Below are 17,832 nucleotides of genomic sequence, written 5' to 3'. Positions count from 1 at the left end.
TTCCATTTTGTCTTCAAAAAGCTACAGGCAAACTTTACGTTTATTTCAAACTAACATTCAAGCCCAATACTAATTGACGAGTTAATGGGTAGTTGTTTGTCCAGTCGCCCGAACCTCTTTGCGATTGCGAAGATTCTGGGTCCCAACCAATCCAGTTGGTAAATGTGTAAAGGTTACGTCCACTTGCATATACCGTCAAGCCACCCAAACCTAGTTTATCCAAAATTGCTGGCGTAAACACATAACTCAAGGTTACGTCTTTGATTCTGGTGAAGCTCGCGTCAGATGCATATCCATATCCTCTTGGGTTTTTGTATGCCAATGAAGGACGTGTTTGACTCATGTTTTCAGCAGTCCAATAACCTACGTCGATTGGGGTATTTCTCTTACCTGTTTCATCGGCATACGTCAAGTCGTTGTTGTTACGAGTAATGCCTTGAACTGTTTGGATAAATACATTCAAGTGGAAGTTTTTGTAGTGGAATGTATTTGTCAAACCTCCTGTCCATTTTGGAGCAGTTTGTCCTAAAATGATACGGTCTTCAGCAGTGATTTTTCCATCGCCATTAACATCCGTAAATTTCAAATCACCCGCTACAGCACCTGGGTCTTGCTTAGAAGCATCTTCGCCTTTTTGCCAAACACCAGCCAATTTGTAGTCATAGATTACACTGATAGGCTGACCAATAAACCAACGGTTTCCTAAGTCATCTTTTTTGTCACCATACAAGTCAACAATTTTGTTTTGGTTAGACGCAAATACTACCGTTGTTTCCCATTTGAAGTCTCCTTTTGTTACATTACGAGTATTCAATGTCAATTCGATACCTGTGTTTGACGTTTCGCCAAGGTTGTCAAATACGTTGTAATACCCTGTTACAATTGGTAAACTTCTTTGCAATAAAATACCTGTAGTATTGTTTTTGTACAATTCCAAACTACCGTTGATTCTGTTGTTTAAGAAACCAAAGTCAACACCGATGTTACGGCTCAAGGTTGTTTCCCACTGAAGGTTACCATTACCAAGGTTACCAGCTACAGCACCAATTGTACTCAAACCATTAAATGGCTCACGAACAATATTGTTAGTAGTAATTGTACGATATACCGAAATAGCTTCGTTTCCTGATTTACCTACCGACAAACGCAATTTTAGGTTATTAATAGTACGGTTGTTTTTCATGAAATTTTCATTCATTACATTCCAACCTAAAGCTACTGATGGGAACAAACCGTATTTTGAAGTATTAGCACCAAATACAGATGAACCATCACGACGAGCAGTAACCGTAAACAAATAACGACTGTCGTAAGAGTAGTTTACACGCAACATTTGAGAATTCAAACCATAACGGTCAGCATACGAGGCACTTGATTGAGTAGCGCCTGCACCGATTGAGTTAAAGCCTAATTCATCATTCACAAAACCTGTCGCTCTAGCTGATGCTTCGTTATATTCTCTTTGTTGAGCAGAATAAAGCGCTGTCAAGTCCAAATGGTGTTTATCCCAGTCTTTTGTGTAAGAAAGGATATTTTCCAAAGTAAAACTGTTGGTCTGCGAATAGAAAGAGTTCGCTGTTCCTAACAAATCATTTGCTTGGCGACCCGTATATGAACCTGTATGTTTAGGAATAAAAGAATAACCTAAGTTCATACGATATTTCAACCCTTTCAATTTTCCGCCAAACTTAATTTCACCATACGCATTACCGTTCAAGTTGGTATTTCCATCTACACGGCTAGTCGTCAAACCCAACATTGGGTTAGTGTACAACTGCTCTGGGAACATTGGATAAATCGTGTAGGTACCATCAGTGTTGTAAATCTGACCGTAAGGACTCATCGCAGATGCGTTCAATAAGTTGGTGCGTCCGCCATCATAATTGTTATTATTGATAAACAATGATGTACCTACTGTCAAGAAATCCGTTACGTTAATATCTAAGTTAGAACGGAAGCTAATTCTTTGATATTGGTATCCTTTGATTACCCCTTTTTGATTCAAGTAGTCACCACCAATAAAGTATTTGATATTGGGTGTACCACCCGAAATACTCAAGTTGTGGTTTTGCATGATACCTGTTTGGCTTGCCAATCCCAACCAATCTGTTTCGATACCTTTGTTATAGTTCGTCAACTCATTGTAGTTTGGCACAGGGCTCGTTTGAGTTTGACCAGTTTGGATCAAGTAATCCTTGTATTTCTGCAAATACTCAGCACCATTACGAGGACGAAGCACGTGAGAGAAATCTTCGATACCTGTGTAGTTACTATAGCGGATAGATGGCTTACCAGTTTTACCACGTTTAGTAGTAATCAAAATAACACCATTCGCACCGTTTGTACCATAAATTGCTACAGCTGAAGCATCCTTCAAAATCTCCATCGACTCGATGTCATTCGGGTTGATGTCGTTTAATGAACCACCCGTTTTACTCAATGGAATACCATCAACCACTACAAAAGGACCTGAACTTGCATTAATGGAGTTTTGACCACGAACAATCGTTGAAGGTTCAGAACCTGGGATTGAAGAAGATTGAGAAACGTTTACCCCAGCTACCGAGCCTTGAACTGCCTGCATTACGTTGGTAACAGGTAATTGAGATAATCTGTTTTTAGGAACTGACGCAACCGAACCTGTAATGTCCGAACGCTTTTGAGTACCGTATCCTACCACTACAACCTCATCTAATGATTTGGTATCAGCTTTTAACTGGATATTCACTACCGAACGACCACCAACTGTAGTTTCTTGTGTAGTAAATCCTACATACGTCACCACAATAACAGCCTCTTTCGAGTCATCAATTTTGAGGGTAAAATTACCTTTCGAATCTGTATTAGTACCAATACTCGTACCTTTTACAGCCACACTTGCCCCTGGTAAGCCTTCGCCTTTTTCATCGGTAATCTGACCAGTAATTGTTTTTTCTTTTAGCGTATAAGCGCCGAGAGTAGACTTGGCATTAGTAGAATTTGCTACAAGGTTATTAGCCTGTAGATTTTCCATACTAAGCACTAGACTACATAATAGTAACCATTTGATTTTCATAGGCTCCTAGCGTTTGATTGGGATTTTATTGAATTAGAAGAATTTGAGGAATTACTTGCTATCTATCTAAGAATGGGTAAATCCTACATTTGAATAATACAAAACTAAGGGGTAGCAGTGGGTCAGACGGGGGCTTTTTTCGTCAAAAACGGGGGATAAAATCACAGAAACTTAATTTGTGTTATTTTTACACAATTTTGTCAGAAAATCAGTTTTTTTAATTAAAACTACAGTAGTCCTTCTGCCTCTTTTCCTTATAAAGTAGATGAAGTGTTAAGACTATTTGAAGGATTATCCAACCATTCGTTTCAGATATTGGATGTTAGATTGCAGAAGAATTACCAATTTTTTGAATCTTATATGATAAAAAATAGAAGGATCATTCCGTATTTCTGAAGTCAAAAATCTGAAATAGGTTGAAAACCTTTGTTCAGTTTTAATACTGTGTAGACGATTGAATGTTAATAGTATGAAAGTAGTAAAATTATTCCTTGTGCTTTGGCTGATGGCTTTAGCACACAAAGAGTCGTACGCTCAAACAAACTCAAACAAATTTCAGTTTGAGCACCTCACTGTAAATGAGGGCTTGCCACATAGCGATGCCATGTGTGTGGTAGAAGACAATCTGGGGTTTATTTGGATTGGCACCAACGACGGAATTGCCCGTTATGATGGCTTCGAGTTGAAGAAATATAAGCTTCCAGTAAATCCTTTAAATGGACTTACTTCGAATAGAATTCATGTTTTTCATAAACAAAACAATGGTACCTTGTGGTATGGCTCCGAACGTGCTGGACTCGGTTACTATGATGTCAACAAAGATAAGTTTGTCAACATTGCTGAAAACATTAGCTCCTCCGCCGATAAATCAACGATACAGTTGCTTCGGAAAGCGAGTATTTTGTCTATTGCTACCGACCAATCTAATCATCTTTACGCCTGCTCGCGCGACGGCGTATTTGTGCTAACGCTAAATGAAGCTCATGTTTTAGAAAAAATAAGTCGTATCGCCATTCTAGGAAATCAATTACAATATATGGCTAATGAGGTGGTCGTCGATACCAAACAACAAGTTTGGATTGGAACGGTCAACCAAGGGCTTTTTTTCCTATCATCTGCTCAACAAACATCAGCGCAAAAAGCACCCTTCCCCACCGAAACAGTTCGTGCCTTACAGTTTGACACGAAAGGTAATTTATGGCTTGGCACCGACTTCCATCTGTATTTTATCAGTCCAGCTGAACAAAGAGAGTTTAAAAATTTTACTCTTCATAAAGCCCCTACTTCCATTGAAGATATGGAATGTATTCGCATAGATTCGTTTCGTCGCTTGTGGGTGGGCACCAACTTTGGTCTTTATTGTTGGGAAGACATTAGTGAGCCTGCTCGTGTACTCGAAAGTAAGCCTCAAGTATTTTTACCCAAAGATGACAACCCTAATAGTATCAATTCTGGGCGAGTTCATCAAGTGTATGAAGACTCAAATCACATTTTATGGTTGGCAGCCTCAGCAGGTGGCTTAAATAAGGTAGATTTGAAAAGAAAGCCTTTTGAGAACCTTCAGCGCCATTTTTTTCAAAGTCCTACCCTACCGAACAATTATGTCAATGCAGTATTAAAAGACCCAAAACATAACTGGCTTTGGATAGGTACCCGAAATGGTTTTTCTAAATATGATTTTGACACCAAATCTTACACCAATTTTGCTAATCGAGAGCTAAAAGGCGACGCCACAGGTACGGACGTATCTACACTTTTTATGGATACCAACGGTACACTTTGGGTGGGTACCCGCTACAATGGCTTATATCTTTTGCAAAATGGTGTTTTGAGAAAAATTGCTTTATCTATTCCTCCAACTAGTATTGAAAGTATCGTCGAAACTTCTGGAGGTTTTATTTGGGTAGCAACATTCGAAAATGGAATCCTAAAAATGGATAAATCGGGAAAAATCCTTGATATCTATTCGACCACCAATAAAAACCTTGAAGCTCGGCAATTCACACATTTGTTGTATGACAAAACCAAGGAACAAATCTGGGCAAGTACTCGCGATATGGGTGTTTTGTTATTACAAATTCAAACCTCTGGACTGAAGCTATTACAAAAATTTAGTTTTGAAGCCACTAACCCAAATTCATTAAGTGTGAATTTTGCTTGGCAGAAAGTTCAAGACCCTTCGGGGGCTATCTGGGTAGGTACGATTGGCGGTGGGTTGAACAAAATCGAAAGCCTTAAAAATGGTAAATACCTGGTCAGACGCATCAATATTCCTGAATCGAATGTAGAAGGCATTTTGCAAGATAAACAAGGAAATATCTGGATTGGAGGCTCTGGGTTGGGAAGATATAGTCCAAAATCAGGACAATGGATACATTATGACGTAGCTGATGGTATTCAGAGTAATTCATTCAAAGTCGGTGCCGCCTATCAAGATGCAGCAGGGATACTCTATTTGGGAGGAATTAAGGGTGTTACTTTTTTCAATCCTGAAAAAATCCAACCTAGTTTACAAGCACCAACGGTTCGTTTTACCAACCTCAAAATCTTTAACCAAACGGTACAAATTGGGGAAGAAATCAACAATCGGGTGGTACTTCCTGCGCCATTTAATCAACTCGATGAGCTTGAAATTCATGCCAATGAAAATGACTTTTCAATAGAGTTTGTCGGTCTAAACTTTGCCAATCCTGCCAAAACTAGTTATGCTTACAAGCTTCAAGGCTATAATCCTCATTGGGTATATGTAGGCTCTAATGCTCGTGTAGCCAATTTTGCCAATTTACCTTCGGGCTATTATAAACTCTATGTAAAAGCGCATAACGGCGAAGGGCAATGGTCTAAAATTGAAACGGTTACCATTCATATTTTACCTCCTTGGTATCAGACTTGGTGGGCGTATATCCTATATCTAGGATTGATTATCGCAGGGTTGTATTTGTATCGTAAAATTACCTTGCGCCATCAAAAACTACAAAATGAGCTTTCTTTAGAAACCTACAAAACTGAAAAAGAAAAGGAATTAACTGACTTAAAACTTCGATTTTTCACCAATGTTTCGCATGAATTAAGAACTCCCCTAACCTTGATTTTGGGTCCGTTGGAGGAAATGATTACTACCCCAAGTCCATTTAGAAGTAAACTGCTACTAGTGCATCAGCAAAGCAAAAAATTGTATGATTTAGTAAATCAACTACTAGAATTCAGGAAAGTAGAGTCAGGGCATATCTCTGTTGCGGCAAGTAAAGACAACATTATTCCAATGTTGAGCGAAATCCTTTTGATTTTTCAGTTAAAATCCGAAGAGCAACAAATTGATTATACCATTGATTTGCCACAAGAGGAAGTTGAGCTGTTTTTTGATTCTTCAAAAATTGAAATCATTCTTACGAATTTACTTTCTAACGCATTTAAATATACTGCATCAGGTAGAAAAATTCAGGTGACAGTAAAAACAGTCGGGAATTCGGGCGAAGAAGCCCTTTTCGAAAATAAACTATTGTCAGACAATTATCTAGAAATATCCATTCAGGATAATGGCGTTGGTATGGAAGCCTCGGCGCTTTCTCAGATATTTGACCCTTATTTTCAGGCATCACATACCGAAACCATGAAATTAGTCGGAACTGGTATTGGATTATCCTTAGTAAAACAATTCATAGAAGCGCATCATGGTGAAATTTTAGTACAAAGTGAAATCGGAAACGGGACAACTTTTACCATAAAACTCCCGTGTGGTTCTGCTCATTTGAAGCCTGAAGAAATCACGCAAAATGCGCCTAAAGAGCTTACTTGGTTGCAAAATCCTCCGCAACCTATCCAAAGTATCGATATAAACCATGATGCTAGTCATGCTCAAAAAGTCTTGATTGTAGAAGATCATCCTGAAGTACGTCAATACATTCAAAAGCTTTTTGACTCTCATTATCAAACTTTTACTGCTGTGGATGGTCAGGACGGCTTAGAAAAAGCCAGCCAGTTAATGCCAGACCTTATTATTAGCGATGTCATGATGCCAAATATCGATGGTTTGGAACTTTGTCGGAAACTCAAACAAAATCCTAAAACTTCCCATATCCCTGTGGTGCTACTGACGGCTCGCTCGGCGGCAGCACATCAAATTGAAGGCTTGGAAAATGGTGCGGATGAATATTTGTCAAAACCCTTTCATCCACAATTATTACAGACCAAAGTACAAAATCTGCTACACAATCGCCTGTTGATACGGGATTATTATCAACGACAAATATTGCTACAGCCAAGTGCTGTTTCAATTCCTGATGATACCAAAACCTTCTTGGAAAAAGCCATGAAAATTGTAGAAGAAAACTTGAGTAATCAAGATTTCAATGTCCAAGAGTTGGTGAAAGCGATGGCTATGAGTCAATCAGGTTTTTATCGCCAAATAAAATCCATTACAGGTCAATCTGTGGTAGAGTTTATTCGGGATATTCGTTTAAAGCGTGCCGCTCAACTTCTAGCCAGCACCGATTTGCGGGTACAAGAGGTGGCTACCATCGTGGGGATTGAAGATGCCAAATATTTTAGAAAAATGTTCCAACAAGTATATCAATATGCGCCATCTGAATACGCTAAAATTCACAAGAACGCCAAGTAGAAATTAGATATGAGTGGACATTTTATGCGTGATAGGCTGTGTGAATAATGTCCTAAGCTTAAAGTTTTATAATTTTTCTATGGAAATAATGTAAACATTTAGCTTAATGCCAACCGCTTACTGCCTAAAGTCAATATATTAAATTTTTTAAAAAATAGCACCTTCTCGAAATCCATAATATGTCCTATTTCGTAGGTATATTATTGGATGATTCCAATAACAACCCATAAAACTTTATAAATGAAAGTATTAATTGCTGAAGATGAACCACTTCTTCGAAAACTATTGATCGACAAATTTTCTAGAAACGATTGTACTGTTATTAGTGCCGGAAATGGTTTAGACGCCATCGAAAGTTTCGACAACGTACAACCCGATGTTGTCATTACTGATTTGAATATGCCGTACGCAGGAGGACAAGAATTGATTCTTCATATCCGAGAATTTAAGCTTTCTGATACTCCTATTTTGGTATTATCAGGTACTAGTAATGAGCATACCATCAATGACGTTTTTAGATTAGGCGCCAATGATTTTGTAGAAAAACCATTCAGAATGAATGAGTTACTACTTAGAGCACAAAGACTCATTCATCTTAACTAATGAGTCATAACATTTCAAATTAAAACCGTCCTTACATATTACTGCATTAAAAAAGAACCCAAGCCCAAACCGATAGGCTTGGGTTTCGCTTTTTAGTAAAACTTCATTCTGTTACATATACGTTAAAGTTCACAATTTGAAGATTTCTTTAACAATGGTTCCATTTAAAGGGTGAATTTACTTACCCATAACGAAAATGATTAAACAGCTTCTATATTTGTAGCCATTTAAGTATAAATACAGAGCACGATTAATCCTTTATTGCAAATCAAAAGGCTATCTGCATACATACACAAGTACCCAAATTCATTCCCCTTCAACCAATTTTTTATGAAAAAAATTACGCTATTTATTCTATTCTTGTTGACAATAGGCAGTTATTCTGTTTCTGCAAAAATCACTAAAATTGAAATCCTTAAGGAAGAATCCTATCAAAATGGCCGTGTATTTGGCAATATAGGCGCCTTTGTGAGAATTACAGGATTAGCCTATGGTGAAGTAAATCCTTTTGAGGCTCACAACAAAATCATCCAAGATATTACGCTTGCGCCACGCAACAGCCATGGTATGGTTGAATATGTCACCGAGTTTGTGATGCTGAAACCTGTAGATATGAGAAAATCCAATGGTCTACTATTTTACAATGTTCCGAACCGTGGCAATGCGTATGGACCAGATACCACACTCATGAAACGTGGCTATGTGTTCCTTTGGGGAGGCTGGCAAGGTGATTTGTATGGCGATAGTAAGCTCAAAATTAAAGTGCCAGTCGCAACGCAAAATGGCAAAACTATTATGGGGAAGCTCCATACCGAGTTTATCGTAAACGAGCTTACATCAACTGTTCCTTTGAGTGGTACAACTTTCACTGGACAATTCCATACCCCTTATGAAACCGCTAGTTTGGATACCAAAACAGCACGTCTAACCCGAAAATTTAATCCATTAGATGAGCCTGTTGAAATTCCATCGACAGAGTGGTCTTTTAGTGATTGTAGTAAAGGCGACTGTGTGCCTAGTACAACTAAGCTTTCACTAAAGGGCGGTTTTGACCCGAATTATATTTATGAGTTCCAATACACAGCTCAAAATCCTTTAGTATTAGGTTTAGGGCTTGCCGCAACTAGAGATATAGTAGATTTTTGTCGTTATGATAAAAGTCCACAAAACCAGTTGGCAGGATACATCAAAAAATCTGTTGCGATAGGTGTCTCACAATGTGGTAATTTTTTGAGAACATTCCTTCATCTAGGATTTAATGCCAGCGAAAAAAATCAAATTATTTTTGATGGTCTAAACGTACACGTTGCCACACGCAAAACTTCGGTAAACATCCGTTTTGGGCGTCCAGGAGGTGCAGGATTACAGCATGAAGAAATACTGTTTGCTGGCAACGAAGCACCTTTTACATGGAACATTACTACCGACCCGCTTTCAGGCACAACGGGAGGAATTCTTGAAAACTGTGCTAAGCAAGGATTTTTACCCAAAATTATGCACACCGTAAGTTCAACGGAATATTGGCAAATGCGTATGTCACTCAGGACTACAGATGTTTATGGCAAAACAGACTTAGAAATTCCTAAAAATGTCAGAATTTATCATTTTGCCAGCACACAGCACGGACCTGCACCAAACGAGAACATCAACAAGATTACAGGTCAATCCAACAATACTAACTCTTTTAATGATTCATGGCGTGCATTGCATGTGGCACTAGAACAATGGGTGATGGAAGGCAAAAATCCACCTGCGAGCCAATATCCCAAAGTGGCAGACAAGACGCTCGCCAAAAGTACCGAGATAGGTTGGCAAACACTTCCCAATATCCCATTCAAAGGATTGGTTGATGGCTACACGGTTAGGGACTTTGGCAAGGAGTTTCAAGCGAAATGGATGACGGGCATTGTACACGAACCTGCCAAACTCATCAAAGACAAAGTTTATACGGTTTTGGTACCTACCGTCGATCAAGACAATAACGAAATTGGAGGATTACATACCCTAACAAGACGAGTTCCGCTAGGCACTTATACAGGTTGGTCGCTCAGAATCAAAGGCTATGGCGAAGGAAATTTAGCACCATTAGACGGTTATTTTCTGCCATTTGCCAAAACCAAAGCAGAAAGATTAGTAAAAAATGACCCACGTTTATCACTAGAAGAAAGATATGGCAACTCTGAACACTATGTTTCATTAGTCAAAAAAGCAGCCGAAGATATGGTAAAAGAAGGACTCATGCTTCCAGAGGATGCAGAGCGAGAAATCAAAAAAGCAGAAAAAAATAGTTTGTTTGAGTAAGCAATTACAAACCCACAACTCAGAGGACAAACTTCTGGGTTGTGGGTTTATTTATATTATTTCTATCCAAAATCCCGTCCCCTATTACTCTTTCTTAACTTCTACTTTCTCCTTCACATCTTTCAAATACAAATCCTTTAATTGGTCATAAAATGAATGTGATGAAACGAAATTCGCGATAATATTTGCCAAGAACCCGCCAATTAACAAGAAGAAAATTATTGAATGGCGATCTGTCATTTCAAAAATAATGATTGCGCTTGTAAAAGGCGCACGTGTAACTCCTGTCAAGAATGCAGTCATTCCAATCAGAATTAATAAGTTGGCGTTACCTCCTGTTAGATGTAAAACCTGCGAGACATACGCACCTACGGTGGCTCCCGTGCTTAGGGACGGTGCAAAAACGCCACCAGCGCCTCCAAATCCAAACGAGGTCATAAGCCCTACAATTCTTACGAGGGGCAGATACCATTCTACAGACTTATAGTTGGTAAATAATACTCTCTCCATGATTTCTTTACCAGAGCCCATTGCTTCAAAACCCAAAAAGTATATCGTTGTTGCTACCCATAATCCACATAAAATAATGACGAGTACTTTCCTAGGATTTGATGCTATCTTACCAAAAAACTGCATAAATTTCAAAAGTAAAACGCACATTTTACTTCCTAAATAACCTCCTATCACTCCAACTAACACGATGCCTACGATTACTTTCAATCCTTCGAAACCTGTTTTGGGAGTACCCAAATATAGGTATGAGCCTCCTAGCCCTTGAGCCGTTAAACCAGCGGTAATGACTGCAATAAAAAGAGGTGTTTTATAATATTTGATATGAAATTTTGAGAGTTCTTCTATTGCAAAAATCACGCCGCCTAAGGGAGTATTAAATGCCGAGGCAAGTCCTGAAGCAGCACCTGCAATCAACATATTTTTTTCGGAAATATTAATCCACCATTTTGGTAAAGCTCTTTTTATTTCTAGAAAAATGGAACTCCCAATTTGAATAGTTGGACCTTCCCTACCCACTATGCCTCCTCCAAGTACTTTTATGGCGCTAGAAAATATCTTTACCAAAATCACCTTAAATCCTACAAAAGAACGGATAAAAGACTTTTCTTCTGGCTTTTCTAACTCTAGGGCTGCCATTACTTGAGGAATTCCACTGCCTTTGGTGTACGGTGCAAACCGCTGTGCTATCCACCAAGACAACACAAACGAAAGCGGAGTAATCACAAAAACACTTAGCGGTGAATATTCAAATAATAAAATAGACCCATGCTCAGCCAAACTAAAAATACGGCTATACAAAAAAGCCACTGTACCCGTAATAAGTGCCCCTACAAGATATGGAATGACTTGAAAAGTCTGTTTTCTGAGCGATTGATTAGTTGATAAGGTCCGAAGATAAAGTTCTTCAAAATAATTCCAAAAGATCCTTCCAAAAGGATGATTTTTGAGCTTTACAATATTTCGTTTCCTTGAAAAATTCAATTTCTTAGCAGGTTAAATTTATTCTCTTTTTGATTGATTAGATACAAAAGTAGATTATTGGTTTGTCGCAATTTATTAGAATTTTATTAGTAATCAGATAATACAAAAATAAAGTGCTTTAATTACCCTCATTTCAAATTATGAAATCAAGAGAATTAAAGCACTGTATCGATATAAAAAAATTACAAGTCCTATCTTTTCCAAACACCGTTGGTATCTGGCTGTATTTCTTCCACTTTAATCACTGCACTCATGTTTAATTTACCATAAAGATGTGGAAAAACGCCATGGTCACCAGCAGATTCAAACTTTAATTCAGCTTCTAATAAGTCTTGGTTGATATGTAGTAAAATCAAACGAGGAACTCCTATAAAAAAGCGATTTAATGTACCTTCTACTTGCTCAGGCGTGGAAAAATGAATAAAGGTTTCTTGTGCTAAAGTTTCGGATTCGTAATGGGATAATCCTTCAAATTTAGCCCACCATTCAGGCGAAACAATATGATGAAGTAGCATAACTTGTTGTTTTAAGATTCGGTACAAAGTTAAAGCGAATAGGCGGATTTCTAAGTAACGAATTATGAGTGACGAATTAAAACTGTCTATTTCGGATATCGGATGTTGGATTTCGGAACTGTAATCTACTTTTTAAGTTATATTTCGCAAAAAGTTTAGGTATTTTACTTTATTTCCTAAATCAGAAATCCCAAATTAGGATTGTACGAAGGTTTATATTTTGTTCAAAAGAGTTCCCATTCATAGTTTTTTGAGGTGTAGCGGCAACCCTTGCGGTTGCCATTTGGAGTGTGGTAACTGCAAGAGTTACCACTACACCAATTCTATTTCAATGATAAAACTCAACCTTCGTATAATACTAATCTCAAATCTGCAATTATTGGAAATCCTTCCTACAGTTCTAATGATGAATTTTAATTTAAAGCTTTAATTCTCCATACCTTACACTTTCAACGGATTAGTTATTATTTTGAAAGAATACTTAAGTTAGTGGGCAAAAAATATATTCATGATATTGAAAAATATGTGCTTATGGCATAAAGCTTAATGCCTATTGCAGGTAAAATTTATTTTATTTTGCCCACTAACTTCAATCATTACTTCAACAAAAACTGTTTACTTATTTCATCATAGGTAGCCAAATGATGATTGGCTTTTCCGTCTTTTTCAAAAATAGCTTCCCAAGTATTGAGTGGTTCCCATATACATGTTCCTTTACCTTTTCCTTTTGGTAGATTAAAGGCTACTTGATTGACTTCGTTTTTCATTTGCGAATATTCTACCACAATAACATCTTTGTTGTAACGCTCAATCAGATTACTGAGATTGTCTCGCAAATCCTCGATAGTTCCATGCCATTTTGGATAATAGGATTCTCCAATTACATCAAAATAAACACCTCGCGCCAACATATTGTCAATAAACTGAACCGATTCATGATGTTGTCCGCCCAAAGCTACATGCAACATCATAATCGTTTGCGGAGCCACCGCCTTCACCGCCGAAGTGCCTGCGTTGATGAGTTGAGCCAATTGGTCAGTGTTTGCGAAACTACCTTCTGGCCAAACTAAGCCATGATTGATTTCATTGCCTACTTGTACCATATCAGGTAATGTCCCTTGTGACTTTAGCGCCTCCATCACTTCGTACGTGTAGTCGTACAATGATTTTTTAAGGTCTGAAAAATTCTTTCCTTCCCACGCTAAGGGCTTAAATTGTTTGCCAGGGTCAGCCCAATAATCTGAATAATGGAAATCCAACAAGACTTTCATGCCTAGCGCTTTGGCACGTTTTACCATTTCTTTGGTATGTGCCAAATCACAAAATCCTTTTGTCGGAGAATAGCCTTTTGGCTGTGCAGGATTATGGAAAATCCTCAAACGAACATAATTAAAACCATGGTCTTTCAAGATTTGGATGGCATCTTTTTCAACACCTTTATCTGAAAACTTGATATTTTTTGCTTCTAATTCTGGTAAAAAAGAAATATCTGCTCCCAGTATTTTATCGATTGGTGCTGACTTTTTGGCTTCTGACTTAAGTTGGTATGTTGGGTCGATACTTACTTGAGCTATTTTTTCAGGAGAAACGGTCAAAATATCTGTTCCACCAGAATATAAGCCTGTTGCCGATGCCTCAAACTGAATCATACTTGGATTTTCGCCCATTTGTACAATTACCTGACATTTTCCATTAAACAAATTACGTTGCCACATACTATCGGCACATTGGTCTGGTTCATGGCTACTTGGGTCTCCATTACCAACACCGATGATTTTTGCATCGCCTTTAAGTTTAAACTTAATCAAATTATCAGCGTTAGGCACTTCACGACCTTCTTTGTCTATCACTGAAATATTGATGATACTTACATCTTTTCCATCTGCAACAGCGGTAGTTTTGTACGGCGTCACTACAACTTCGTAAGGTAAACCTGTAGTCTCGACCTTTGCCGTGATTTTTCTACCTTTTTTCCAACCTATGGCTTCCAATTTTCCAGCAGTGTAATTCACAGTCCAATTCAAATGTCCATTACGTGGCATGATTTTTTTACCCAAAGATTTTTCATTCAAGAATAGCTCTACCTCATCGGCATTACTATTGACCCAAACATCGATCGGTTGTCCTTCTTTTCCTTGCCAATTCCAATGTGGCGCTATATGCAAGACATCTTTGTCGGTCCACCAACTTTGATAGTAATAATAGATATTCTTGGGAAAGCCACAAACATCCATTACCCCAAAATGCGAGCTAATATTTGGCCAACGATAAGGAGTTGGCTCCCCACGATAATCAAAACCTGTCCAGATAAAACCACCTAGCCAAAAGTCATTATTAGCTGCCAACTTCCACCATTCTTCGGCTGTACTTGCCCACCAAGGTGCTGTAATATCTTGGTCTGGCACATAACCTCTGATGGTATCTTTTTCATAAATACCTCTCGTAGTAACAGTACTGCCCATTTCTGTTCCTAAAATAGGCTGAGTTGGGTGGTCTTTATGATAGTCTTCAACAGCAAACTGACGATAGTTGAAGCCACGCACAGGTATCACTTCGTTTACGCCTGAAAAATGATTTGCCAAGTCTGCTGCATAGGTAGAAGTTCGAGTCGGGTCAAATTGTTTTTGCTTGGCTAACATAGTCAATGCAATTCTTTTCCCAAACGTATTTTTCTGAATCCATCCCTCCTCGTTGCCTATGCTCCACAAAAATACCGAAGCATGATTTCTGTCTCGCTTTATCAGTCTTTCAAACTGATTCATATATTCTGTACCACTATTCAACAATCGTTGCTCATCCAATAGTAACATTCCCAAACTATCACAGGCCTCAATCAATTCTGGAGTTGGCGCATGGTGACTCGCACGGTAGGCATTAGAACCCATATTTTTCAATAAACTGATACGGTAATATTGCAAATAATCTGGCATAGCACTACCTACTCCTGCATGATCTTGGTGATTATTAGTCCCCAAGATTTTCACATGATTTCCATTGACAAATACACCATTGGGTTTTATATCTATGGTACGAATCCCAAATCTAAATTGCTGTTGGTCAATCACTTTACCTTGCGACTTCAATTCAACTTTTACCTTGTATAAATATGGGGCTTCTAAGGACCAAAGACGAGGATTAGCGATGCTGATGGCTTGGCTTGCCATCTTCTCTTCTTGAGCCTTTAAGGTAAAAGCTTGTTCAGGAGATTTGGCAACTACTTTACCGTTTCTATCCAACAAATAACTTGTAATGGTCAGGTTGTCAGACTTATAATCTTCATTTTTAAAAGTCGTTTCTACTTTTACATTGGCTTTATTGCCTGTTATCTCAGAATAAGCAAAAATGCCATCTTCTTGAATATGAGTATTTTGATAGCGATTTAGCCATACATGGCGATAAATACCTGCACCTTCATAAAACCAGCCCTCGTATTGAGATGCGTCTACACGCACTACGACAACATTGTCTTTATGAAAATTCAAAAAATCGGTGATATCATACGAAGCTCCTAAATAACCACTCTTATTATTCCCTAGATAAAAGCCATTAATCCAAACATTGGCATCACGATAAATGCCATCAAATTGAATAGAATAGCGACTTCCCGAATCGGCAGGGGCTAAACTAAAATGTTTACGATACCAGCCGATTGATGTCTCAGGAAATTGTCCACCTACAGGTTTGAAGCCATGAGATTCAACATGAGTATCTTCGGATTTGACAAAAGGTAATGTCACAACCCAATCATGAGGCAAGTTGAGTTTTGTCCATGTAGAATCTACAAATTTTGGGTCAATCGCCGTATTGACAGCCGAGCCTGATTTGTAAAAAAGATTAGTCAAACCATAATTAAAATCCTTTTCAGGATTTGAGAAATGCCCCAAATGAAAACGCCAATCTTTATCAAAATTAGTCTTTGTTCTTGGGTTTTGGGATAACGTAGATTTCTGAATCAAAGCGACAATCGCCAAGGCAAAGGTCAGTTTGAATAGATAAGTTTTTAGTTTTTGCATAAAATAGTTTTATAAAAAATGAGAAATGCGGATGTCTAATTCATGCGCATTTTCAAATCTCCAAATTTTCAAATCTTCAAATTTGTAACCCCTTAGTCAGCAAATGAATTGAGTGCCACCGTAGGTTTTCCAGAATTATCAAAAGCCCCTAAAGTATAACCCACCCAATTATTATACGCTTGTGGTTCCCAGTACAAAACGCCCAAGCCTTTCGAACCTGAAACAGATTTCGTTTTTGTAATAATATCTTTGATAAAAGCTTGACACTCGGTAGCTTGATCCCAAGGCATACCAATTTCAACAATCATTACTTCCTTACCGTAGCGAGAAACCATATCGTTCATATTATTCAAACAGTTTTGGTTAGCCACCTGCCAAGTCGAATTGGCCCAAGTTGGATATAACGACATACCAATCACATCATACTTCGCTCCATTAGACTTTAAGCCATCAAACATCCAACGAAATAGGCTATTATCATAGCCATTCGCCAAGTGAACAATCACTTTTGCTTGTGGGAAAACTGCTTTAACAGCATCATATCCAGCATTAATCATTTGCGCAAAACCGCTCATATTCGTCGAAGCACGACCCGTTGGCCATAGCATTCCGTCGTTGGTTTCGTTGCCCACTTGCACCCATTCAGGTGTAACATTATTCTTTTTGAGTTCATTTAGCACATCTGTGGTATGATTGGCAATCGCTGTTTTTAGTCCTGCTAAATCCAAATTTGCCCATGCCGCAGGTTTTGCTTGCTTGCCAGGGTCAGCCCAGTTATCGCTATAATGAAAATCAATCATAATACGCATTCCCAAATTTTTGGCACGAATCGCCTTTGCCACCACATCGGTTTTATCATTATAGGCTGGCGATGGATTTACCCAAACTCTCAAACGAATGGTATTCATTCCCAAGGACTTCATCAAAGCCATTCCTTCCATTTGAGTACCTGAAGCGTTATAGAATTTGATTCCTTTGGCTTCCATTTCTGTAATCCAACTAATATCTGCGCCCTTGGCGAAAGTAGATGTCACTGGCGTAACAGGCGTTGGTTCGACAGGTGTTGGTGTATTATTGCTACAAGAAATGAGCAATACCGAAGCCATCAAAAAATGAAAATATCGTTTTAAGTTCATGAGAGGATATTAATTTTTAATTATGTAAAATTCAGGATAGGTAAGTATAAATGCTGAATTGTTAGTGGTGAATTGTGAATGTAATTTTAAGATTATC

The 17,832-nt window shown here is 38.2% G+C and carries 8 protein-coding genes; 3 read left to right on the top strand and 5 right to left on the bottom strand.

The genetic code is table 11. The features are described 5' to 3' along the window. Positions 1-40: 40 nt before the first annotated feature. Positions 41-3,013: a SusC/RagA family TonB-linked outer membrane protein gene (locus tag QM481_RS11275; RefSeq protein WP_283381854.1), complete on the bottom strand. Its 2,973-nt coding sequence runs from the start codon at positions 3,011-3,013 to the stop codon at positions 41-43. A 511-nt stretch (positions 3,014-3,524) separates the two neighbouring features. Here QM481_RS11275 and QM481_RS11270 point away from each other — a divergent pair. The 3 genes from QM481_RS11270 (at position 3,525) to QM481_RS11260 (ending at position 10,577) form a co-directional block, all read left to right on the top strand. Next, positions 3,525-7,673, top strand: a complete 4,149-nt coding sequence (locus QM481_RS11270; protein WP_283381853.1) for a two-component regulator propeller domain-containing protein — start codon at positions 3,525-3,527, stop codon at positions 7,671-7,673. A 240-nt stretch (positions 7,674-7,913) separates the two neighbouring features. Beyond that, the gene (locus tag QM481_RS11265; protein ID WP_283381852.1) at positions 7,914-8,276 is read left to right on the top strand and encodes a response regulator; all 363 of its coding nucleotides are present in this window, start codon (positions 7,914-7,916) and stop codon (positions 8,274-8,276) included. A gap of 330 nt (positions 8,277-8,606) precedes the next feature. Next, positions 8,607-10,577, top strand: a complete 1,971-nt coding sequence (locus QM481_RS11260; RefSeq protein WP_283381851.1) for an alpha/beta hydrolase domain-containing protein — start codon at positions 8,607-8,609, stop codon at positions 10,575-10,577. Between the two features lie 84 nt (positions 10,578-10,661). Here QM481_RS11260 and QM481_RS11255 read toward each other — a convergent pair whose 3' ends face one another. The 4 genes from QM481_RS11255 to QM481_RS11240 form a co-directional block, all read right to left on the bottom strand. Beyond that, entirely contained in the window at positions 10,662-12,071 is a 1,410-nt protein-coding gene (locus QM481_RS11255) for a chloride channel protein (RefSeq protein WP_283381850.1), read from the bottom strand. 191 nt (positions 12,072-12,262) lie between these two features. Then, on the bottom strand, positions 12,263-12,586 hold the full coding sequence (locus QM481_RS11250) for a DUF952 domain-containing protein (protein WP_283381849.1): 324 nt from the start codon (positions 12,584-12,586) through the stop codon (positions 12,263-12,265). A gap of 596 nt (positions 12,587-13,182) precedes the next feature. Beyond that, positions 13,183-16,599, bottom strand: a complete 3,417-nt coding sequence (gene galA, locus QM481_RS11245) for a beta-galactosidase GalA (RefSeq protein WP_283381848.1) — start codon at positions 16,597-16,599, stop codon at positions 13,183-13,185. A 92-nt stretch (positions 16,600-16,691) separates the two neighbouring features. Then, positions 16,692-17,735, bottom strand: a complete 1,044-nt coding sequence (locus QM481_RS11240; RefSeq protein WP_283381847.1) for a glycoside hydrolase family 53 protein — start codon at positions 17,733-17,735, stop codon at positions 16,692-16,694. Between the last annotated feature and the right edge of the window lie 97 nt (positions 17,736-17,832).

Origin of the sequence: Flectobacillus rivi, assembly GCF_030056655.1 — a bacterium.
Lineage (GTDB): Bacteria > Bacteroidota > Bacteroidia > Cytophagales > Spirosomataceae > Flectobacillus > Flectobacillus rivi.
Note: the sequence above shows the minus strand (reverse complement) of the source record. Positions and strands in the feature narration are given on the sequence as shown.

What these genes read in the sequence shown, in the direction of transcription:
- QM481_RS11275 (WP_283381854.1), bottom strand. Translation starts at nt 3,013, where the DNA reads ATGGAAAATCTACAGGCTAATAACCTTGTAGCAAATTCTACTAATGCC.
- QM481_RS11270 (WP_283381853.1), top strand. Translation starts at nt 3,525, where the DNA reads ATGAAAGTAGTAAAATTATTCCTTGTGCTTTGGCTGATGGCTTTAGCA.
- QM481_RS11265 (WP_283381852.1), top strand. Translation starts at nt 7,914, where the DNA reads ATGAAAGTATTAATTGCTGAAGATGAACCACTTCTTCGAAAACTATTG.
- QM481_RS11260 (WP_283381851.1), top strand. Translation starts at nt 8,607, where the DNA reads ATGAAAAAAATTACGCTATTTATTCTATTCTTGTTGACAATAGGCAGT.
- QM481_RS11250 (WP_283381849.1), bottom strand. Translation starts at nt 12,586, where the DNA reads ATGCTACTTCATCATATTGTTTCGCCTGAATGGTGGGCTAAATTTGAA.
- galA (WP_283381848.1), bottom strand. Translation starts at nt 16,599, where the DNA reads ATGCAAAAACTAAAAACTTATCTATTCAAACTGACCTTTGCCTTGGCG.
- QM481_RS11240 (WP_283381847.1), bottom strand. Translation starts at nt 17,735, where the DNA reads ATGAACTTAAAACGATATTTTCATTTTTTGATGGCTTCGGTATTGCTC.